The 19,365-nt window shown below is 72.6% G+C and carries 17 protein-coding genes and 3 pseudogenes; 7 read left to right on the forward strand and 13 right to left on the reverse strand.

The genetic code is table 11. The annotated features are described in order from the left end of the window. Positions 1-12 precede the first annotated feature (12 nt). The gene (locus ACFYYR_RS02715; RefSeq protein ID WP_388846125.1) at positions 13-339 is read left to right on the forward strand and encodes a DUF937 domain-containing protein; all 327 of its coding nucleotides are present in this window, start codon (positions 13-15) and stop codon (positions 337-339) included. A gap of 115 nt (positions 340-454) precedes the next feature. Here ACFYYR_RS02715 and ACFYYR_RS02720 read toward each other — a convergent pair whose 3' ends face one another. The 5 genes from ACFYYR_RS02720 to ACFYYR_RS02740 form a co-directional block, all read right to left on the reverse strand. After that, positions 455-1,039 carry a TetR/AcrR family transcriptional regulator gene (locus ACFYYR_RS02720; RefSeq protein WP_388846127.1) on the reverse strand — a complete coding sequence of 195 codons (585 nt, stop codon included), beginning with the start codon at positions 1,037-1,039 and terminating at the stop codon, positions 455-457. After that, complete coding sequence (locus ACFYYR_RS02725) at positions 1,039-1,359, reverse strand: DMT family transporter (protein ID WP_388846129.1); 321 nt, start codon at positions 1,357-1,359, stop codon at positions 1,039-1,041. Before ACFYYR_RS02725 ends, ACFYYR_RS02720 begins: the two co-directional genes overlap by 1 nt. 169 nt (positions 1,360-1,528) lie before the next feature. Beyond that, positions 1,529-2,359 carry a sugar phosphate isomerase/epimerase family protein gene (locus tag ACFYYR_RS02730; protein ID WP_388846130.1) on the reverse strand — a complete coding sequence of 277 codons (831 nt, stop codon included), beginning with the start codon at positions 2,357-2,359 and terminating at the stop codon, positions 1,529-1,531. Positions 2,360-2,594: 235 nt separating this feature from the next. Then, positions 2,595-3,767, reverse strand: a complete 1,173-nt coding sequence (locus ACFYYR_RS02735) for a dihydrodipicolinate synthase family protein (protein ID WP_388846132.1) — start codon at positions 3,765-3,767, stop codon at positions 2,595-2,597. Positions 3,768-4,140: 373 nt separating this feature from the next. Next, the gene (locus ACFYYR_RS02740) at positions 4,141-5,265 is read right to left on the reverse strand and encodes a Gfo/Idh/MocA family protein (RefSeq protein ID WP_388846134.1); all 1,125 of its coding nucleotides are present in this window, start codon (positions 5,263-5,265) and stop codon (positions 4,141-4,143) included. A 211-nt stretch (positions 5,266-5,476) separates the two neighbouring features. Here ACFYYR_RS02740 and ACFYYR_RS02745 point away from each other — a divergent pair, with 211 nt between their 5' ends. The 3 genes and pseudogenes from ACFYYR_RS02745 to ACFYYR_RS02755 all read left to right on the forward strand — a co-directional run bounded on the left by ACFYYR_RS02745 (position 5,477) and on the right by ACFYYR_RS02755 (position 8,430). Further along, complete coding sequence (locus ACFYYR_RS02745) at positions 5,477-6,571, forward strand: LacI family DNA-binding transcriptional regulator (RefSeq protein ID WP_388846136.1); 1,095 nt, start codon at positions 5,477-5,479, stop codon at positions 6,569-6,571. Between the two features lie 240 nt (positions 6,572-6,811). After that, positions 6,812-7,285, forward strand: a pseudogene (locus ACFYYR_RS02750) (GNAT family N-acetyltransferase); the annotation flags it as partial. Positions 7,286-7,632: 347 nt separating this feature from the next. After that, entirely contained in the window at positions 7,633-8,430 is a 798-nt protein-coding gene (locus ACFYYR_RS02755; RefSeq protein WP_388846138.1) for a sugar phosphate isomerase/epimerase family protein, read from the forward strand. A 43-nt stretch (positions 8,431-8,473) separates the two neighbouring features. Here ACFYYR_RS02755 and ACFYYR_RS02760 read toward each other — a convergent pair. Beyond that, positions 8,474-9,301 (reverse strand): annotated as a pseudogene (locus ACFYYR_RS02760) (EamA family transporter); the annotation flags it as partial. A 384-nt stretch (positions 9,302-9,685) separates the two neighbouring features. Here ACFYYR_RS02760 and ACFYYR_RS02765 point away from each other — a divergent pair. Then, entirely contained in the window at positions 9,686-10,591 is a 906-nt protein-coding gene (locus ACFYYR_RS02765) for a LysR family transcriptional regulator (protein ID WP_388846140.1), read from the forward strand. A gap of 80 nt (positions 10,592-10,671) precedes the next feature. Here the strand turns inward: ACFYYR_RS02765 and ACFYYR_RS02770 are convergent. The 4 genes and pseudogenes from ACFYYR_RS02770 to ACFYYR_RS02785 form a co-directional block, all read right to left on the reverse strand. After that, a pseudogene (locus ACFYYR_RS02770) lies at positions 10,672-11,190 on the reverse strand (DUF6879 family protein). A gap of 120 nt (positions 11,191-11,310) precedes the next feature. After that, positions 11,311-12,162 carry a helix-turn-helix domain-containing protein gene (locus ACFYYR_RS02775; RefSeq protein WP_388846142.1) on the reverse strand — a complete coding sequence of 284 codons (852 nt, stop codon included), beginning with the start codon at positions 12,160-12,162 and terminating at the stop codon, positions 11,311-11,313. Positions 12,163-12,185: 23 nt separating this feature from the next. After that, positions 12,186-12,713 (reverse strand): DUF6879 family protein, encoded by a 528-nt coding sequence (locus ACFYYR_RS02780; protein WP_388846144.1) that lies wholly within the window; start codon positions 12,711-12,713, stop codon positions 12,186-12,188. Continuing rightward, a complete protein-coding gene (locus tag ACFYYR_RS02785) occupies positions 12,685-12,945 on the reverse strand; it encodes a hypothetical protein (RefSeq protein WP_388846146.1) in 261 nt (86 codons plus the stop codon). The genes ACFYYR_RS02780 and ACFYYR_RS02785 overlap by 29 nt, the downstream gene beginning before the upstream one ends. 643 nt (positions 12,946-13,588) lie before the next feature. Between ACFYYR_RS02785 and ACFYYR_RS02790 the strand changes: the two genes are divergently transcribed. Beyond that, positions 13,589-14,806, forward strand: coding sequence for a methyltransferase domain-containing protein (locus ACFYYR_RS02790; RefSeq protein ID WP_388846148.1), 1,218 nt, complete (start codon positions 13,589-13,591; stop codon positions 14,804-14,806). Here ACFYYR_RS02790 and ACFYYR_RS02795 read toward each other — a convergent pair. Further along, the gene (locus ACFYYR_RS02795; RefSeq protein WP_388846149.1) at positions 14,756-16,078 is read right to left on the reverse strand and encodes a methyltransferase family protein; all 1,323 of its coding nucleotides are present in this window, start codon (positions 16,076-16,078) and stop codon (positions 14,756-14,758) included. The two genes, ACFYYR_RS02790 and ACFYYR_RS02795, sit on opposite strands and share 51 nt — an antisense overlap. After that, positions 16,065-17,168, reverse strand: coding sequence for a hypothetical protein (locus tag ACFYYR_RS02800; RefSeq protein WP_388846151.1), 1,104 nt, complete (start codon positions 17,166-17,168; stop codon positions 16,065-16,067). Before ACFYYR_RS02800 ends, ACFYYR_RS02795 begins: the two co-directional genes overlap by 14 nt. Positions 17,169-17,281: 113 nt before the next feature. Between ACFYYR_RS02800 and ACFYYR_RS02805 the strand changes: the two genes are divergently transcribed. Continuing rightward, entirely contained in the window at positions 17,282-17,902 is a 621-nt protein-coding gene (locus ACFYYR_RS02805) for a TetR/AcrR family transcriptional regulator (RefSeq protein ID WP_388846153.1), read from the forward strand. Positions 17,903-18,047: 145 nt separating this feature from the next. On the opposite strand, the gene ACFYYR_RS02810 is transcribed toward ACFYYR_RS02805, so the two are convergent. After that, positions 18,048-19,091: an FAD-dependent oxidoreductase gene (locus tag ACFYYR_RS02810; protein WP_388846155.1), complete on the reverse strand. Its 1,044-nt coding sequence runs from the start codon at positions 19,089-19,091 to the stop codon at positions 18,048-18,050. Between the last annotated feature and the right edge of the window lie 274 nt (positions 19,092-19,365).

The raw sequence follows: 19,365 nt of genomic DNA on the forward strand, positions 1-19,365 counted from the left end.
AGCGTTTGACGCATGAGCGACGAATCACTTCAACGGGAAGTGCTGGCCGAGCTGGGTGACGACCGGATCCAGGAGCTCGCGGGCGAGCTCGGCACGGACGCCGAGGGGGCCCGCACGGTGGTCGGCACCACCGTCGCCGCTCTGCCGGGCACCCTGGGCGACGGCACACTGGCCGGGGTCCTCGGCCGGCTCACGGAGCCCACCGCGGAGACCGTCTCCCGGCAGACCGGCCTGCCGCTCGCCTCCGTCACCCGGGCACTGGAACTGCTGCTCCCCGTGGTGCTGTCGGTGATAGCCAAACGGCGCGGAAGCCCGTCACCGAGCACGCACCGGGGCTGAGCTCCCCGGCCCCGGGAAGCCGGCACCGCGGACGGGGAGCGGGGCGGGATCGCGCGGCCGCGCTCGCACGACCGGCTGCCCGGTCCACCGCACTCCCCCTCGCCGGGGACCGTCGTCAGCCAGGGTCCGTCGTTCGGGTCAGGCCCTGGCCGCCCGTCCCGATCACCCGGTTGAGCGCATCCCGCGCGTGCTCCTCGTCGTACTCCGCACCCGTCAGCAGCACCTGCAGACAGATCCCGTCGAGCAGCGCCACCAGGGCGCGTGCGGTGCGCGGGTCGGTGCGCCGGGCGATCAGCTCGGTGACCTCGTCGCACCACTCGGCGGCGACGGTGCGCAGGGCGGGCCGTCGCAGCGCGGCGAGGTAGAGCTCGTACTCCAGCTCCACACCGGCGCGGTCGCCGCCCAGCCAGTCGCCGTTCATCCGGGCCAGTTCGGCGGCGAGGTCGCAGCCGGGATCGGCGAGGCAGTCGCGGTGTTCGCGCACGACCTTGCCGAAGCCCTCATTGGTCTGCCGCAGCGCCGCCACCAGGAGGTCGTCGAGGCTCTTGAAGTGGTAGGTGGTGGAGCCGAGCGGCACATCCGCCTCGGCCGCGACGCTGCGATGGCTGAGCCCCGCGATGCCGGTGCGGCCCACCACCCGGATCGCCGCGTCGATGATCCGCTGGCGCCGCTCGGGGTCGTACCGCCGCGCCGCGGCCATCAGTGCGCACCGCCGAGACTGAGCATCACGACACCCGCTATCACGAAGGCGATCCCGGCGACCTTGACCGGCCCGGCCGACTCACCGAGGAAGAGGATCCCGATCGCGGCGACAACCGCGGTCCCCGCCCCGGCCCAGATCGCGTACGCGGTGCCGACCTGCATCACCTTCAACGTTTGGGCGAACAGCGCGAAGGCGAGCAGATACCCGGCCACCGTGCCGATGGACGGCCACAGCCTACTGAACCCCTCGCTGTACTTCATGGCCGTCGTCCCGGCCACCTCCGCCGCGATGGCCGCGGCCAGCATCCCGAATCCCATGTGTACGAGTGTACGCATCGTTGTGTACGGGCGTACGCAACTCGGCGACATCCGGCGCCGGGGCCCAGCGGACACGACAGGACTGTTCAACGACGCCCATGCGGCCATGTCCGACAACGACACCGGCTTCCGGTGCGTAGCCCGGGAAGTTCCCTGTAAGAAGCGCTAACTAGAGGACATGCGCCCGGTACCCCGCCACGATCTCCATCAGCGCCTCCGCCCCGTCCCGGGCCCAGAGTTCCGGGTGGAAGATCTCGACCTCGATCGGTCCGCGGTAGCCCGCCGTGTCGAGCCGTTCGCGGAACCACCGCAGGTCCACACAGCCCTCTCCCAGCAGGCCGCGGCCCAGCAGCGCGCCCTCCGGCAGTGGGGTGACCCAGTCGGCCAGTTGGAACGCGGCGATCCGGCCGCCGGCCCCGGCGCGGGCGATCTGCGTGGCCACCGTGTCGTCCCACCACAGGTGGTAGGTGTCCACCACCACGCCCACCCGGTCGGCCGGGAAACGTTCGGCGAGGTCGAGGGCCTGGGTGAGCGTCGAGACGACACAGCGGTCGGCGGCGTACATCGGGTGCAGCGGCTCGACCGCCAGCCGTACCCCCCGCTCGGCGGCGTACGGCGCCAGCTCCCCGAGCGCGTCGGCGACGCGCTCCCGCGCTCCGGCCAGGTCCCGGCTGCCGGGCGGCAGACCGCCGGAGACCAGGACGAGGGTGCCGGTGCCGAGGGCGGCGGCCTCGTCGACGGCCGCCCGGTTGTCGTCCAGCGCCGTGGCGCGGGCCGCCGGGTCGACGGCGGTGAGGAAGCCGCCGCGGCACAGACTGGAGACGGCCAGCCCGGCCGCCCGCAGCAGCCGGGCCGTGCGCACCACCCCGTACGCCCGGACCGGCGCCCGCCACAGGCCGACGCCCCGAACGCCCGCCGCGGCGCATCCCCGCGCGAGTTCGGGGAGGGACCACTGCCGGAGCGTCTCCTGGTTGAGGCTCAGCCGGTCGAGCCCGTTCATCCTCCGCTCCCGACCGGCTGATTCCGGTCAAGCTCCGCTCTCGACGGGTCGAGGCCGGTCAACCTCCGCTTCCGGCGGGGCCGGTCGAGGCCGGTCACGCCCCGCTCCCTGCTGACCCGGTCATGTGCCGCTCCCGGCGGGCCCCGTCATCCGTCCGCCCTTCCATCCCGTGCGCCCGTCATCCGTCCGTCCCGTGCATCCGTCATCCGTCCACCCGTTCCACCCGTTCCACCCGTCATCCGCCCACCCCGTGCACCCCGAGCAGCGCCCGCATCCGGGCCTCTGCGAGGGCGGGGTCGGGGAACAGGCCGAGCCCGTCGGCCAGTTCGTACGCGCGGGCGAGGTGGGGCAGCGAACGGGCCGACTGGGCGCCGCCGACCATGGTGAAGTGCCGCTGGTGCCCGGCGAGCCAGGCGAGCAGGACGATGCCCGTCCGGTAGTGGCGGGTGGGCGGCCGGAAGAGGTGCCGGGCCAGTGCGACGGTCGGGCCGAGCCGGGCGCGGAACCCGGCGGTGTCGCCGGCGTCGAGCCGGCGCACCGCTTCGGCGGCGAACGGGCCGAGCGGATCGAGGACGCCGAGCAGCGCATGGCTGAACACCTGCCCGTCGCCCTCGATGAGGCGGGGGTAGTGGTAGTCGTCCCCGGTGTAGCAGCGCACCCCGTCGGGCAGCCGGCGGCGGAGAGCGGCCTCGCGGTCCGCGTCGAGCAGCGAGATCTTGATTCCCTCGACCCGGTCCGGGTGGGCGTGGACGAGGCCGAGCAGGGTCTCCGCCGCCGTGTCGAGGTCCTCGCTGCCCCAGTAGCCGGTGAGCGCCGGATCGAACGCCGGGCCCAGCCAGTGCAGCACGACGGGCCGGGAGACCTGCCGCAACAGCGCGCCGTAGACGTCGAGATAGTCCTCGGGCCCGCGGGCACCGGCGGCCAGCGCCCGGGACGCCAGCAGGACGGCCTGCGCCCCGGCGTCCTCCACCACCGCGAGCTGCTCCTCGTAGGCGGCGCGCACGGCGGCGGGGGCATGCCCGCCCCCGCTGAACCGGTCGGTCCCGCTCAGCTGGTCGGTCCCGGCGCCGCACACGATCCGGCCGCCGACGGCCCGCGCCTCCGCGGCGGAGCGCCGGATCAGCTCGGCCGCGGTGGCCCAGTCCAGGCCCGCGCCGCGCTGCGCGGTGTCCATGGCCTCGGCCACCCCGAGGCCGTGCGACCAGAGATGGCGGCGGAACGCGAGGGTGGCGTCCCAGTCGAGGGCGGCGGGCCCGTCGGGCGTGGTGTCCGCGAACGGGTCGGCCACGACATGGGCGGCCGCCAGGAGTTGGCGGGAGACCGGCGGCCGTCCCGGGCCGGGCAGCGCGCCGTCCCGCCGCGGGACGTACTTCCGCAGCCCGCCTCCGGCTTCGGGCAGCCGGATCACCGCGCACCCTCCGGAACGCCGCCGCTGAGAACGCCGCCCCGCGGAACGCCACCGCGCAGAACGCCATCGCCCGGAACGCCACCGCGCAGAACGCCGTCGCCCGGAACGCCGTCGCCCGGAACGCCGTCGCGCGGGATGCCCCGGTCCGGGCACCGCTGCTGGACCCGGCAGCCGCGCAGCCCGGCGACCGCCGCGCCTCCGGCGCCGTCCACCAGCGGGGTGCACCGGCCCGGGCACCGGCCACCCCGGCCACACTGTGCACCCCGTGCACCCCGTGCACCCCGTGCACCCCGTGCACCCCGTGCACCCCGTGCACCCCGTAAGCAGCTACAGAGACGCCCGCCCCCGGCGCCGTACGCGGCGCGGCCGCCCGTCACAGCGTCAGCTCCGGTACGTCCAGCCGGCGGCCCTGCGCGGAGGAGCGCAGCGCGAGTTCGGCGAGCTGCACCCCGCGAGCGCCCGCCAGGAGGTCCGCGCTCCACGGCTCCCCCAGCGCCACATGCCGGAGGAACAGCTCCCACTGCGCCTTGAAGGCGTTGCCGAAGTCCCCGTTGTCCGGGACTTCCTGCCACTGGTCGCGGAACCGGCCGGCGGGCGGGCCGTCCGGGTCCCAGACCGGACGGGGCGTCACCGACCGGTGCTGGACCCGGCAGCCGCGCAGCCCGGCGACGGCCGAGCCCTCGGTGCCGTCCACCTGGAACTCGACCAGCTCGTCGCGGTGCACCCGGACCTGCCAGGAGGAGTTGAGCTGCGCCACCGCGCCGCCGTCGAGCCCGAGGATGCCGTACGCGGCGTCGTCGGCCGTCGCGTCGTAGGCCAGACCCCGCTCGTCCCAGCGGTGCGGCACGTGGGTGACGGCGTGCGCCTGCACGGTGCGCACCGGCCCGAACAGCTCGCGCAGCACGTACTCCCAGTGCGGGAACATGTCCGCCACGATGCCGCCGCCCTCCTCGGCCCGGTAGTTCCAGGACGGGCGCTGGGCCGGCTGCCAGTCGCCCTCGAAGACCCAGTAGCCGAACTCCCCGCGCACCGACAGGATCCGGCCGAAGAAGCCGCCCTCGACCAGCCGTCGCAGCTTCCGCAGACCGGGGAGGAACAACTTGTCCTGGACGACGCCGTGCCGGATCCCCGCGGCCCGCGCGAGCCGCGCGAGTTCCACGGCCCCCGCCAGGGACGTGGCCGTCGGTTTCTCGCAGTAGACGTGGACTCCGGCGGCGATGGCCTTGCGCACCGCGGCCTCGCGCGCGGAGGTCACCTGGGCGTCGAAGTAGACGTCGGTCGCCGGGTCGCCGAGCACCGTGTCGAGGTCGGTGGACCAGTGCTCCAGCCCGTAGGCCTCGGTAAGCGCCTGCAACGCCTGTGACCTGCGGCCCACCAGAACCGGTTCGGGCCACAGCACGGTGCCGTCGCCCAGGTCGAGGCCGCCCTGCTCCCGGAGGGCGAGGACGGAGCGTACGAGGTGCTGGCGGTGGCCCATCCGGCCGGTCACGCCGTTCATGGCGATGCGCACCGTCCGCCGGTCCGCGCCGCCCCTCCCCACGGTGAGCCCCACAACACCCCCACAGCAAGCGGCAGTAAGCGCTTTCCCGGCCCGGAGGTTAACGGTCCGGACCGCACCGTTCAATAGGTCCCCCACGGAAGAAGCGTTTACCCTCAGTGAGGCCCTGACTCGGGCCGGTACACGGAACGGTGAACCGGAGGCAGCAGCGATGGCAGTGACCCTGGCGGATGTGGCGGCCCGCGCGAAGGTCTCCTCGGCCACGGTCTCGCGGGTGCTCAGCGGCAACTACCCGGTCGCCGACGCCACCCGGTCCCGGGTGCTGCGCGCCGTGGACGAGCTCGACTACGTGCTGAACGGGCCCGCCAGTTCCTTGGCCGGCGCCACCTCGCACCTGGTCGGCATCCTCGTCAACGACATCGCCGACCCGTTCTTCGGCATCATCGCCGGGGCCGTCCAGTCGGAGATCGGCGGCGGACTCCACGGAGCGGGCGACCCGGAGAAACTGGCCGTCGTGTGCAACACCGGCGGCTCCCCGGAGCGCGAACTCACCTATCTGACCCTGCTCCAGCGCCAGCGCGCCGCCGCGGTCGTGATCACCGGCGGGGCCGTCGAGCGGCCGGACCACCTGGCGGCCGTGGCCGCCAAACTCGGCCGGCTCGCCGCCAACGGCACCCGGATCGTCCTCTGCGGCCGCCCGCCGCTGCCGGAGCGGATTCCCGGCGCCGGCCCCGCACCGGCCGGGCCGGACACCGTCGTCACCCTCGCCTTCGACAACCGCGGCGGCGCCCGGCGGCTCACCGAACACCTGCTGGCCCTCGGCCACCGCCGCATCGGCTACGTCGCCGGGCCCGCGGACCTCAGCACCACCCGGCACCGGCTGGAGGGGCACCGTGCTGCGCTCACCGCCGCGGGCCTCGCGGAGGGCGCGGACCGGCTGACCGTCCACGGCCCGTACGACCGCGCCTCCGGCTACGACGCCACGCTCGAACTCCTGCGAAGACAGCCGGACCTGACCGCGGTCGTGGCCGCCAACGACACCATCGCGCTGGGCGCCTGCGCCGCGCTGCGCGACCGGGACCTGCGCATTCCCCAGGACGTCTCGGTCGCCGGATTCGACGACCTGCCGTTCAGCGCGGACGCGGTGCCCGCGCTCACCACCGTGCGCCTGCCGCTGCACGAGGCCGGGGCACGGGCGGGGAGGCTGGCGATCGGCCGCGAGGAACCGCCGCCGGGCGGTGTGGCGACGGTCCGCGCCGATCTGATGGCCCGCGCGTCCACGGCGCCCCCGCCGGACCGCCGCTGAGCGACTGCGCGCAGTACTCCGGATCGCACCGGCACCGGGCGGCCGGACGGAATCCGCGAGCCGGCCCGGTACGCGGACCGGGCCGGGACGGGACGGCCGGTCCGGAGCGCGGGCCCGCGACCTGCCCGTACTACGGTGAGGCCAGGGGAACATCCCCGACCGGTCCCGGCGCGCTACGGAGCCCCCATGAAGCCCACGCCCCCGCACGGCACCCCCGGCGACGACACCTCCCCGCGGGCCGTGCTGCGCGGACCCGAACCGGGCGACCTCGGCTGGATCGTGCAGCGGCACGGCGCCCTCTACGCCGCCGAGTACGGCTGGAACTCCGCGTTCGAGGGCCTGGTCGCCCGGATCGTCGCGGACTTCGCCGAGGACCACGACCCGCTGCTGGAACGCGTGTGGATCGCCGAACTGGACGGCCGCCCGGTGGGCTCCGTGATGTGCGTCCGGGACGCGGCACCGGGGACCGCCCGGCTGCGGCTGCTGCTCGTCGACCCGTCGGCGCGGGGACACGGAGTCGGCGAACGGCTCGTCGACGCCTGCGTCCGGTTCGCCCGCGAGGCGGGCTACCGCGAACTGGTGCTCTGGACCAACGACGTGCTGGCCGCGGCCCGGACGCTCTACCTCCGGGCCGGCTTCGCCCTCGTCGCCGAGGAGCCGCACCACAGCTACGGCGCCGACCTCGTCGGCCAGGACTGGCGCCTGACGCTGTAGTCCGCGGACTCGGCCCCGCTCTGCACAACGCTCCCAGTGGCCCGCGTGGCACCGGGGCGCTCCGCCGTCGAGGCGTCCGGTGCCGTCGGGCCAGCCGTCGTCACGTTGCCACCGGCGCGCCGCCCGGCCGCGGTCCGCCACGGGAGGGGCCTCAGGCACAACCCCCGGCCACGGTCCGCAGCGTCCCGGTCGAGCCCGGCGTCCCTCCCCTCCCCCGGCCGCGAACCGTTCCGCATTCCTGCGCGCGGCGGGGATGCGCCGGGCGCGGGGGCCCGGCAGGGTTGACCCGTGCGGCCGGGGCCCGGCCGCATGCCCGCCGTTCCCGTCCCCGCCCACCTGGAGCAGCCGTGAAACTCGCCTTCTCGACCCTCGGTGTGCCCGGAATGCCCCTGGCCGAGGTGGCCGGGCTCGCCGCCCGCACCGGCTACCACGGTGTGGAGCTGCGCGCCCACCCCGAGGAGCCCGTCAACCCGGGGATGGAACTGAGCGAACGGGTCGACGCCGCCGAGCAGTTCAAGGACGCGGGGGTGGAGATCCTCGCGCTCGCCGGGTACACCGAGGCCGCCGCGCCCGGCGCCGACGAGCCGGTCCTGGAGGAGCTGCGCGAGCTGCTCACCCTGGCCCGGGACCTCGGCGCCCCGTACCTGCGGGTCTTCCCCGGCGGCGGCGACCAGCCGGCGGAGGAGACGGACACGGTCGCCGCCCGCCGCCTCGCCGCCGTCGCCCCGGACGCCTCCGACCTGGGCGTACGGCTGCTGCTGGAGACGCACGACTCGCATCCGCGGGGCGTGGACGTGGCCCGGGTCCTCGGCCTGGTGGGCCATATCGCCGTGGGCGCGGTCTGGGACGTACTGCACCCCTGGCGGGGCGGCGAGGAGCCGGTGGCCACCCACGCCGTCCTCGCCCCGCACCTCGGCTACGTCCAGGTGAAGGACATCGCCTCCGCCGAGGAGCCCGCCCCGCTGCCGCTCGGCGAGGGGGTGCTGCCGCTCGCCGAGTGCGTGGAGGCGCTCAGCCGCGCGGGCTGGGACGGCTGGCTGTCGTGGGAGTACGAGAAGCGCTGGTTCCCGCAGGCACCGGAGCTTCCGGCGCTGCTGGAACCGGCCCGGGACCATCTGTCGTGGCTGCTCGCCCAGTCCGCCTGATCCGGCCCCGCGCCGCGCTCGCTCCGCCCAGCGAGGTGACGGCCACGCCGGTGACCAGCAGCACCGCTGCGCACCACCGCAGCGGACCGACCTCCTCGCCCAGCACCAGCGCCGCGGCGGACATCCCGAAGACCGGCACCAGCAGCGAGAACGGCGCCACGGACGAGGCCGGGTAGCTGCGGAGCAGGAAACTCCAGGCACCGAAGCCGAAGAGGGTGGTGACCCAGGCGACGTAGAGCACCGTTGCGCCGCCGCTCCAGTCCAGGGAACGCAGCGCGGCGAGGTCGGCCCGCGGTCCCTCCACGAGCAGGGAGAGTCCGAGCAGCGGCAGGATGGGGACGACGCTCGTCCAGACCATGAAGCCCATCGCGTTCTCCGGTGCGGCCATCCGGGTGAGGACGTTCGACACCCCCCAGAAGGCCGCCGCCGCGATGAGCAGCGCGAAGGCCAGGAGCGGCCCCGAGGTGCCCTCGTCGATCCCGGCCACGGTGATACCGGCGAGCGCCACGCACATCCCGGCCACCCGCACCCGGCCCGGCCGCTCCCCCAGCACCACGGCGGCGACGACGGCCGTGAACACCGCCTGGATCTGCAGCACGAGCGAGGAGAGCCCGGCCGGCATGCCCAGGTGCATCCCGGTGAAGAGCAGCCCGAACTTGGCGACGCCCAGCACCAGTCCGACGGCAATGATCCACTTCCACCCGGTCCTCGGGCGGCGGACGAAGAACACGGCGGGCAGCGCTGCCGCGAGGAAGCGCAGGGCGCTGAAGAGCAGGGGCGGGAAGTGGCCGAGTCCGATCTCGATGACGACGAAGTTGACGCCCCAGACGGCGGCGACGAGAACGGCGAGAGCTATGTGTTGCGGTCGCATGGAGCGAGCATCCCGGCCCTCGACCGTGAAGCACCAGCGCTGATCTCTTCATGATTGGATGAAGCAATCGTGAATCGGGGCCGGACGGGTGGACGGCTCGTCCGGGAGGCCGGACAGGCCGGGCGGCCGGACAGGCCCGACGGACGGGCAGGCCGGAGGGCCGGACCGGACGGACTGGCAGGCCGACGGGGCCGGTCGGGCAGGCTGGTGGGCCGGTCGGTCAGGCCGGTCGGCCGGTCGGTCAGGCCGGTCGGCCGCAGGGGCCGCCGGACGACGGACGACGGACGACGGACGACGGACGACGGACGACGGACGACGGACGACGGACGACGGACGACGGACGCACTCAACGGCCGCGGGGCCGCCGGAGAGACGGGGGAAACGATGCTGGATCTGTCCCGGCTGCGGGCGCTCCACGCGGTGTCGGTGCACGGCTCGGTGGGCGCCGCCGCCGTCGCCCTGGGCTACACCCCGTCCGCGGTGTCCCAGCAGGTCGCCAAGTTGGAGCGGGAGACCCGGACCCGGCTGCTGGAACGGCAGGGCCGGGGCGTCGTCCTCACCGACGCGGCCCAGCAGTTGGCCGCCACGGCCGAACAGCTGCTGGCCCTCGTGGAACAGGCCGAGACCACCCTGGAGGAGCGCCGCGGACAGCCCACGGGCCGGCTGCTGGTGGCCGCGTTCGCCTCGGCCAGCCGCGGTCTGCTGCCGAGCGTGCTGGCCGAACTCGCCGCCCGTCACACCTCCCTGGACACCCGGCTCACCGAACTGGACCCGCACATCTCCCCCGGACTGGTCGCCCAGGGCGTGGTCGACCTGGCGGTGACGCACGACTGGGACATCTCACCGCGGCCCGTACCGGACGGCGTCGAGCAGGCCGTCATCGGTGACGACCCGTCGGAAGTGATCGTCCCCGCCGGCCACCCACTGGCGGCGCGGGCCACCTTGCAGCGCACGGACCTCGTCGGCCAACGCTGGATCTGCCAGCCCACGGGCTCGGTGTGCCACGACTGGCTGGTCCGCACCCTGCGCACCACCGGCCACGAGCCCGATCTCGCCTACCAGGTGGCCGAGTACGCGACCCAGCTCGAACTCGTGGCGGCCGGCCTCGGCATCGCCCTCGTCCCCCGCCTGGGCCGCGGCCCCCTACCGGCCGGCGCGGTCGCCATCCCCCTCGAACCGACGCCGATCCGCCGCCTCTACGCCCTCTGGCGCCCGGGCGCGGCCCGCCGCCCGGCCATCACGGAGGCGGTCCGGGTCCTGCGGGAGCACTATGGGCGGTTGGCGGGGTAAGGGGGCCTCTCGCCCCGTGACTCCGAAGCGCTGAACAATGCAACGGTTCCACCGGCCCGATCCCGACACCCTCAGGGAATTCAGCGGATCACATACCCCTCATGCGGAATGGCGATCTCCCAGACCCGGGCAAATGCGCCAGCGCAGCACTGAATCAGATCCGAATCATCAACAAGCTCATCGCGGACTACCGTGCCGTCGCCCGAGAAGTGATGGATGCGCGCCAAGCGATCACCGAAGAGCCAGAAGTCATTTTCAGGAAGCCTGAGTTGTGCGGCTTGCGCTCGTGACAGCCAACGGACCTCCTCCCCTGCTTCCATATTGGCGCGGGTAACGGAGTGCTCCCAACGGATATAGTCACTGACGGGCTCGGAGACGATACGGGCGCGCCGGACAGCAACACCTCGGGCGACGGCATTGGCCACCGCCTGATGAAACGGATGCCACCACGACGAGCGATCCGCCCAGTCGACTCGAACACCCCGCCGCCATGCCTCGAATCGCGGATTCGGGACTTAATCATCCCTCATCTCCAGGTGGACCGCGAATAAGTGACACCGGGAGATCAGCTCAGCGAAAGGCGGAATGCTCGACTCCATCACATGCCTTCCTCACGACGATGCGCCACAGGGGCATTGTCGAACCACTCTCCGGTTCGGGTCTGCACCGGTCACGCCGCCTTCCATCAGATGCGCAGGCTGCGAAGAGTCCGCTCCAGGTCAGTCCAGCGCCTCGATCGCCTTGACAATGAGCGAGCGCGCCTCCGGTCCATACACGGCCAGCCCTCGCAACTGCTCGAAAGCCTTCGAATAGAGCGCGATCTCAGCGGGCTGGGTGATTCTCACCTGAGCGGAGAGCAGTTCCACGGACACCAGCGTGTCGTCATACATGTGGAAGGTCTCCTGCGGGCACACCGGGCGGGAGGACGTAGCGAAAGGGATGACCCCCAGCGACACCGAAGGAAGCGCTCCCACCGCGAGCAGATGCCCCAGTTGGGCGGCCATCGCATCGGCGTCACCGACTTGGTAGCGCAGCACCGCCTCTTCCACAAGCAGCACAAATCGGCGTCCTGGTTCATGGATGATGCGCGAGCGTTCCAGGCGCGCCGCAACGGCGTCCTCAACCTCATCGGGAATGTCCAACAGTCCCGTGATGGATGACAACAGAGCCGATGCATATCCTTCGGTCTGCAGCAACCCCGGAACCAGGCTGCCTGAATACACTCGGAAGAGCCGTGTCGATTGGAAGAGAGGCACGTAACTCTTCTGCAGTTGTCGAAGCCCAGCACGTATTTTGCGTCGCCACTCCACATACAAGGACTCGGCAGTACGGGACTGAGCCACGACATCGTCTGTCTGATCCTCGGCGCCGCAAGCACCGCACCACAACCGGATGTCCTGCGCGGAGGGCGATGTTCTCCCGTTCTCGATGCGGGACGTCTTGGCGTGATGCCAGCCACAACGCGCGGCCAGCTCACTCCCGGTGAGCCCACCATCCTGGCGAATCTCTCTCAACCGCGCCGCGACAGCTTCCCGAGCGGCCTGTGCGGAGGAGGATGGTGATATGGGCATGAGCCGGCGCGCAATCCTTCATGTCAGTGGATCTCGTACTCCTGGTGCGGGACGCCCCTGGCCCAGGCGGCTTCGAACGCCTGCGAACACAGCTTGGCGACCGCCGGTTCCTCGTTCATCTCACCGCCACCCGAGGCTCCCTCGCCCGTGAAATGATTCCACCTGATCACCCGGTCGTCGATGAGCCAGAAGTCATTGCCGGGTAGAGCGATGTCCGAAGCGCGCCTACGTGGCAGCCACCTCACCTGCTCACCGGCAGCGATGTTGACCCGGGTGGCGGCGTGCTCGTACCTGATGTAGTCGCTGACCGGCTCCGACACGATGCGGGCCCGGCGAACGGACACCCCCCGGCCCACCGTGCGACGGATCAGCTCCACCCAAGGCGCCCAGTATGCGGAAGCCGGGTCAACATCGCGCTCCCCAGTGCGCTTCCACTGCGCGAAGTCTTCGGCTTCGTTCACCACCCCATAGGCATCACGCATCTCAAGATGCACTGCCGAGTGCTGTGCCCCGTCCAGCAGTTCAACGAAGCTGGGTACCTTCGATCGCATCACACGCCTCCTTGATGATGTGCACCATTCGCGCCGGGACCCGCACCACGGCCTCGTGGTCGGGGATGCCTGCGGCATGTCCTGGCAGGGTGGTTGTCGCACACTGCGCTTCAAGTGACGGGCCTGCCTTCCACCCTTGGAAGACCAGCTCCTGGGCCTCCTCATCAATCCACACGGTCGGGCTCTCCCCTGTACCGGTGTTGGGATCGATCCCGATGAACCGTAACGACATGCCTGCCTCCCATGCAGGATGTGCATTGATGTGCACGAGAATCGTGGGTTACCGCACCTCCGTCAAGAGCATGTTGTGGCCATAGCAGCCGCCGGGACACTTCTCTGCACATTGATGCACAACCCTGGCTCCGCGCTCGTCGATGTCTCTAGCGTTCCGGTCATGGAGAGCAAGCGACCTGATGACGGGTCGGCATCACCACGCCCCTTGCTGACCCTCCGTGTGTCACGCGACGGAGGTCGCAGTTGGGGGCCTGTCAGGACGGTCACGGCGGAGGAGTGCAGCCCGCTCACGGGCTTCGTGTATCCACCCTGTGCATGCCCCCGGTGCATCCCCGGGACGGACAGGCCGACCAGGCAACAGGCAGGGGAGGCAGCCATGACGACGCCGCCAAAGCAACCGCCACCGAGGCCGAGGCCGGGGCCTGATCCGTCGCCGATTCCCCTCGGGATCCCGGCCGGCTCCGAACGGTAGCGGCGCAAGCGCAGGATCACGACAACAAGGAGGACCGTATGGGCTGGGGAACAGGTCAGGGCGGCAGCGGAGGCGAAGGAAAGCACTCCGGGAAGAAGGATCCGAGCGAGTCGAAGCCGAATCCGGATTCGGCCGGCCCCCGGCCGGATCCGAAGCACAAGAAGTGACCATGGAGATCCTGAGCGAGAAGGAGCAGGCTGCCATGGGCGGCCTGCTCCGCGCCGTCTCCGCGGACCTGGGCACGGACCTGGGCACGGCGGTCTCCCCCGAGTGGGAGAGTGCGTACTACGCGGTACCGAGGCACCGCTTCCTTCCCGACCTGGTGTGGCTGGAGTCCGGCCGGGGATACGTCCGTTGCGACAGGGAGCGGGAGCCGGAACGCTGGCTGAGCGCCGCCTATGCGGACGCTCCGGTCGTCACCCAGGTGAACGACGGGCTGCCCCCGGAAGGCGACGACGAGGCGTGGCCGTCCTCATCCGCCTCGACCCCGTCCATCGTCTTCCGCATGCTCCACATGCTCGACGTCCGAAGCGGCATGCGGGTTCTGGAAGTCGGAACCGGCACCGGCTGGAATGCCGGGCTGCTGGCCGCGCGCCTCGGGAGTGAGCACGTGACCAGCGTCGATGTCGACCTCGGACTCGCCACTACGGCGGCGCACACCCTCGACAGCGCCTCGGGCCTGCGACCTCGCATCGTCGGCAGGGACGGTGCCGAAGGCTTCGTGCCCGGCGCTCCGTACGACCGGGTGATCGCCACCTGCGCGGTGCGCACGGTGCCCTACCCCTGGGTGGCACAGACCCGGCCCGGTGGGGTGATCCTGACGCCGTGGGAAACGCCGTGGCTCTGTTACGGCCTGCTGAGGCTCGATGTCGGGGGCGACGGCACGGCATCCGGCCGGTTCTCTCCCCATTCAGCGTTCATGCTGATGCGCGGGCAGCGCACCGACCTGCGAATCTTCCGTGATGTGGTCCGCGACGAGCACAGCCCGCGGGAGTCGGTCACGGGCCTGCCCCCATGGACCGTCACAGGCGACGACTGGGCACTGGGGTTCACCGTCGGTCTCCGACTCGGTGACGTCTGGCACGCCTGGCAGGAGGAGCCGGACGTCGACGGCGTCCGGTCGCGACTCTGGCTCGCCACCACCGACGCACGGTCGTGGGCGGCCGTGGACTGGGACGGGAAGCAGAGCGACCGATTCACCGTGTGGCAATACGGACCCCGCCGGCTGTGGGACGAAACCGAGACGGCGTACCGCTGGTGGCGGGAGGTCGGAGAGCCGGGGCCCGGCAGGTTCGGGCTCACCGTCACCGCGGACGGGCAACTGCCCTGGCTGGACTCACCCGACAGACCGCTGAGGAGCGCCTGGCGTTCCACCCCGGGTCCGTGAGGCAGCGGGGCGCTCCGTCGGCACATGCGGAATATCCCGAGGCCCCGCCCCCAGTGCGTCCGCGCACAGTTGGGCGAACCAGCGCACGCCCGGCAGGATCAGGAGCCAGCCCAGCAGTGCCCAGCCCAGGTGGAGATGGCCGAGGAGCCGTGCCAGGGCGGCGATGCCGTCGGCCCGGACCGTGCCGTCGGCCGACTCGTAGGTCATGCGGCGCAGGCGGCGGGGGTGGTGTTCGGCCGGGACGAGGTCCAGGGCGACGGGGCGGCGGGCGGCGACCCAGCGGCCGAAGCCGCTGCACGGGCCGCAGCTCCCGGCGACGTAGAGCCGGGCCGGGGCGGTGCCGGACCAGGGCCGCAGGCGGGGCAGCCAGGGGCGTACCGCGGCCCGGTAACGGGTCCATGCCTCGCCGTGGAGGGCGCGCAGTCCGGCGTTCTCGTGCCAGTCGGCGAGGCCGGCCGCGTAGGCGAAGCCGGTGACCGCGGCGGCCAGGAACCGCCAGTCCCGGGTGACCAGGGCGAGCACGGTGTGGACGAGGACGATGGCGAGCTGCATCGGGTTGCGGACGTACGCGTACGGGCCGCTGGTGACGATCCTGTTCGGCGGGTCGTACGGCACCGGGGTGCCGCCCCCGCGCTGGACGAACTCCCGTACCGCGACGACGCCCAGCAGCACGGGCGGCACGAGGAGTTGCAGGGCGAGCGCGATCCCGGCGGCGGTGTCCGGCAGCTCGGGCCGGACGAGGACGAGCGGGAACCCCACCATCAGCGCGGCACACAGCACCATCTGCAGGCCGGCGCGGGCGACGAGCCGGCGGCGGCGCAGCGTCCAGCGGGCGAACAGCAGGCCCGGGACGAGGACGGCGGCCACGCAGAGCGCCTCGCCCAGCAGCCAGTCGTCGCCGAGCCGGACGACGGGGGCGGCGAGCGGCATCGCGACGAGGTCGAACCAGGCCAGTCCGGCGACGAGCAGGGGCAGCGGCAGGCGGTCGGCGCCCGCGAGGACGGGCAGGACGCCCCACAGCAGGACCCAGCCGAGGAGCAGGTCGAGGGGGAGCCCGGCGGCGGTGCCGCCCTCGGCGTGGAAGGTCCACCAACCGGCGTGCAGGGCGATGAGGTTGACGACGGGCAGCCAGACGGCGTTCCAGAGGCCGGCCAGGAGCGCGGCGCCGATGGTGCGCCGGGCGGGCGGGCGCAGGACCGCCGCGGCGCCGGTCGCGAGGAGCGGGCCGAAGAGGCAGGCCGCGCGGATGAGCGCCGGGTCACCGCCGCGCATCGTGACCCCGGTCCGCGGCTGCCGGCGTCCCGGCCGAAACCGCCCCCGAAGCGGCGGAGGTTCCGTGGTCCCCGGCGGTACGGGCCGGGGCGCGGTGGCGCCCTCCGTCGTCGCCCCCGGTCACGCCCTGCCCGTCGCCCCGGGTGCCGGGGTGCCCCTCGGCGCGGGGCGGAGCGGCGGAGAAGGTGTCCGAGAGGTAGGCGGCGGCCTGTTCCATGCCGTACTGCTGGACGGGGCCGAAGTACCAGCTCGGGTCATAGGTGCGGCGGTAGTTCAGCTTCCAGGTGACGCGGGTGCGGTTGCCTGCCGCGGGCCGCCAGGTCACCTCGGCGGAGCGGAGGTCGAGCCAGCGGGCCAGGGTGGTGTCCTGCCGGACGCCGAAGACCGCCCGGCCGGGCCCCCGCTCGTCGATGACCAGCCGCATGGAGCGCGGGGTGGGGTGGGAACCGATGCCCAGGGACTTGCGCGGGGTGAAGGTGACGGTCCGGTGCGCGCCGACGCTCAGCCCGGTCCCCTCGGCCTTCAGCGGGCGGGGGAAGGCGAACTTGAGGAAGGTGGGCCTGGGCGCCGCGTAGCGGGGCCGCTCGGCGAGGGCCGTCTGGAACTGCCGGGGGCTCAGGTCGACGGTGCGGGTGACGGACGCGGAGCCGTCGCGCGGGAGTTCGTACGCTCCGGTGCCTTCCAGGGCGAGCAGAACCAGCAGCGGTATGCCGGCGAACGCATGGGCCCGCCCGCCCTTCCCCCGGCGACGCCGGTGGTCGACGGTCAGTCCGATGGCCACCGCCAGGAGGTAGAAGAGCGGGGCCGCGAAGACCAGGCAGACGACGCCTTCGCCGAGCAGTGGTCCGGACAGCGCCAGCCCGATGGTGACGGAGGCGAGCGCCGTGCCGGTGGCGCTCTTGGGACGGGTGCCGAGCGCCACGGCGAGCGCGATGAAGGCCGGCAGGCCGACGTAGAAGAGGGCCGTCTGCTCCAAGTGGCCCGCGTGAAGCACCTTGTAGAGCAGCATCGCCGCGAAGAGCGCGGCCAGCACCCCGGCCAGTTGCCAGCGGGCCCGGGTGATCCGGGGTTGTTCGTTCCGCTCGTCCATCAGTCCACCCCTGTCCGGCATCGCCGGTCGTCACGACACGGCGGCGACGTCTTCACCAACCGATTTAATCACTCGATTAAACCGTATGATGAACCCAGGCGAGAGGATGGTCAATGACGGCGGACACCAAGGGCCGGCTGATCGAGGCGGCGACGGCGGCACTCAAGGCGCACGGGTACGGCGGGACGAGCGCCCGGACGATCGCGAAGGAGGCCGGGGTCAACTCGGCGCTGGTCTTCTACCACTTCGGCGGGGTCGACGAGTTGCTGCTCGCCGCGCTCGACCGGTCGTCCGCGGAGCGGATGGCGCTGCACGCCGAGACGGTGGCCGAGGTCCGGACCCTGGAGGACCTGGCCGAGGCGGCCACCCGCATCTACCGCGACGACCTCGACGGCGGGCACATCACGCTCTTCTCCGAGCTGGTCGCGGCTGCGGTGGCCAAGCCCGAGCTGCGGGAGCCGGTGTCGCGGCGGGCGGAGCCCTGGCTGGCGTTCATCGAGGAGACCCTGGAACGGGTGATCGGCGGCACCCCGCTCGCCCGGCTCACCCCGCCGAAGGACCTGGCCAACGCCGCCATCACGTTCTACCTCGGGGTGAACCTCTTCACCGTGCTGGACGAGGACCGGTCGCGCACGGACTCGCTGTTCGCGATGGTCCGCCGACTGGCCCCGCGCGCCAAGCTGCTGACGATGCGCCTGCCGGTACGCCGCAAGGGGACTCCGAAGGCGCAGTAGGAGACCCCGGACGCGCAGTGCCCCGCCAGGGCCGGGGGACGGAACGCGGGCGCCGGCCGAGTGCGGTGTGCGGGTGCGGTGTGCGGGTGCGGTGTGCGGTTACAGCGGCGGCCCCGCATTCACCGCCCGGGCGAGGAAGTCCGCATCAGCTCGGCAGCATGCGGACGAGCGCGTTGCGCAGGCGGGTGTGTTCGCTGGTCATGAAGCGGTGCAGGTGCCGGGAGGCGAAGGCGGTCCGTTGCGCGCTGCGGCGGCGCTGCGCGTCGTAGGCACGCAGGGCCGAGGGCAGACCGGCCGGGCCGTGTTCGGCGACGGCGCGCGCCAGGGCCCCCGCGTCGAGGATCGCCGTGCACGCACCCTGGCCCAGGTTGGGCGTCATGGCGTGCGCCGCGTCACCGACCAGTGCGACCCTCCCGCCGTGCACAAAGGCCGGCAGGGCGGGGAAGAGGTGCCGCATCTCGTAGCGGATCCAGGTGGACGGGTCGGTCTCGGCGAGGATCCGCGGGATGGGGTCGTGCCAGCCCTCGAAGTGCCCGCTCAGTTCGTCGGCTGTGGTGGCCCCGGGCACGGTGGTGTACCAGTTGGTACGGCCCGGCTCGATGGGCGTCATCCCGAAGAACCGGCCCTTGCCCCAGGTCTCCCCACAGATGCCGCTCTCGAAGTCGGCGATTCCGATCCAGGCGACCGTTCCGACGTGCCGCGGGCCGCTGCGCTTGCCGAAGCACGCGGCGCGCACGGTGCTGCCGATTCCGTCGGCGCCGACCACCAGATCGTTCGCGGCGACCAGCGCCTCCACCGCCACGACGTTCCTTCCGAGTTCGACCGGCACGTCCCCGAAGGCATCCAGTTCGGCCAGCAGAGCATCGATCAGGTAGGGCCGGGAGATCAACAGCTCGGGCCGGCCGGCCCGCCGCTCGATCCGCTCCAGCGGCAGGCTCGCCAGCACCTTCCCGGCCGGGGTGCGGATCCGCGCGCCCCGGTAGGGAACCGCCCGGCCGCGTAACGCCTCGCCCACCCCGAGGCGGTCGAGCGCGGCCTGCGCGGTGGGGTGGAGGCCGAACGCGGTGCCGTACCGCTCCAGCCCCGTTCGCCGCTCGAGGACCGATACCGCCCAACCCGCACGGCGCAGCCCGATCGCCGTTGCCAGCCCACCGACTCCCGCTCCCACGACAACCGCAGTTCCGGCCATGCGCCCTCCCCGGCTCGTCCGGGCCTCGTACCCGGCCACCAACATGGTTGGTACCACGATCACGGCACACAGGGCCGTCTCCCGACGAAGTCCAGAAGCCGACCGAAGCAAGGCCGCACCGGCAACGACCACGTGCACCCTGCCCCTGGGGCCGAGCACGGCACCCCCTCCCCCGACCGACGGCCCCCGGGTCGCCCACTCCCACCCCGGATTCCCCCCAGGATCCCCCGCCCTCCCGGCGTGTCCCCGGCGGCCTCGGGGCTTCCCGGCGCTT

The organism is Streptomyces sp. NPDC001922 (assembly GCF_042891165.1).
Taxonomy (GTDB): Bacteria; Actinomycetota; Actinomycetes; order Streptomycetales; family Streptomycetaceae; genus Streptomyces.

Bases quoted from the DNA above. Each gene is read 5' to 3' on its own strand.
- ACFYYR_RS02715 (WP_388846125.1), top strand. From the start codon at position 13: ATGAGCGACGAATCACTTCAACGGGAAGTGCTGGCCGAGCTGGGTGAC.
- ACFYYR_RS02720 (WP_388846127.1), bottom strand. From the start codon at position 1,039: ATGGCCGCGGCGCGGCGGTACGACCCCGAGCGGCGCCAGCGGATCATC.
- ACFYYR_RS02725 (WP_388846129.1), bottom strand. From the start codon at position 1,359: ATGGGATTCGGGATGCTGGCCGCGGCCATCGCGGCGGAGGTGGCCGGG.
- ACFYYR_RS02730 (WP_388846130.1), bottom strand. From the start codon at position 2,359: ATGAACGGGCTCGACCGGCTGAGCCTCAACCAGGAGACGCTCCGGCAG.
- ACFYYR_RS02740 (WP_388846134.1), bottom strand. From the start codon at position 5,265: ATGAACGGCGTGACCGGCCGGATGGGCCACCGCCAGCACCTCGTACGC.
- ACFYYR_RS02745 (WP_388846136.1), top strand. From the start codon at position 5,477: ATGGCAGTGACCCTGGCGGATGTGGCGGCCCGCGCGAAGGTCTCCTCG.
- ACFYYR_RS02765 (WP_388846140.1), top strand. From the start codon at position 9,686: ATGCTGGATCTGTCCCGGCTGCGGGCGCTCCACGCGGTGTCGGTGCAC.
- ACFYYR_RS02775 (WP_388846142.1), bottom strand. From the start codon at position 12,162: ATGCCCATATCACCATCCTCCTCCGCACAGGCCGCTCGGGAAGCTGTC.
- ACFYYR_RS02780 (WP_388846144.1), bottom strand. From the start codon at position 12,713: ATGCGATCGAAGGTACCCAGCTTCGTTGAACTGCTGGACGGGGCACAG.
- ACFYYR_RS02785 (WP_388846146.1), bottom strand. From the start codon at position 12,945: ATGTCGTTACGGTTCATCGGGATCGATCCCAACACCGGTACAGGGGAG.
- ACFYYR_RS02790 (WP_388846148.1), top strand. From the start codon at position 13,589: ATGGAGATCCTGAGCGAGAAGGAGCAGGCTGCCATGGGCGGCCTGCTC.
- ACFYYR_RS02795 (WP_388846149.1), bottom strand. From the start codon at position 16,078: ATGCGCGGCGGTGACCCGGCGCTCATCCGCGCGGCCTGCCTCTTCGGC.
- ACFYYR_RS02800 (WP_388846151.1), bottom strand. From the start codon at position 17,168: ATGGACGAGCGGAACGAACAACCCCGGATCACCCGGGCCCGCTGGCAA.
- ACFYYR_RS02805 (WP_388846153.1), top strand. From the start codon at position 17,282: ATGACGGCGGACACCAAGGGCCGGCTGATCGAGGCGGCGACGGCGGCA.
- ACFYYR_RS02810 (WP_388846155.1), bottom strand. From the start codon at position 19,091: ATGGCCGGAACTGCGGTTGTCGTGGGAGCGGGAGTCGGTGGGCTGGCA.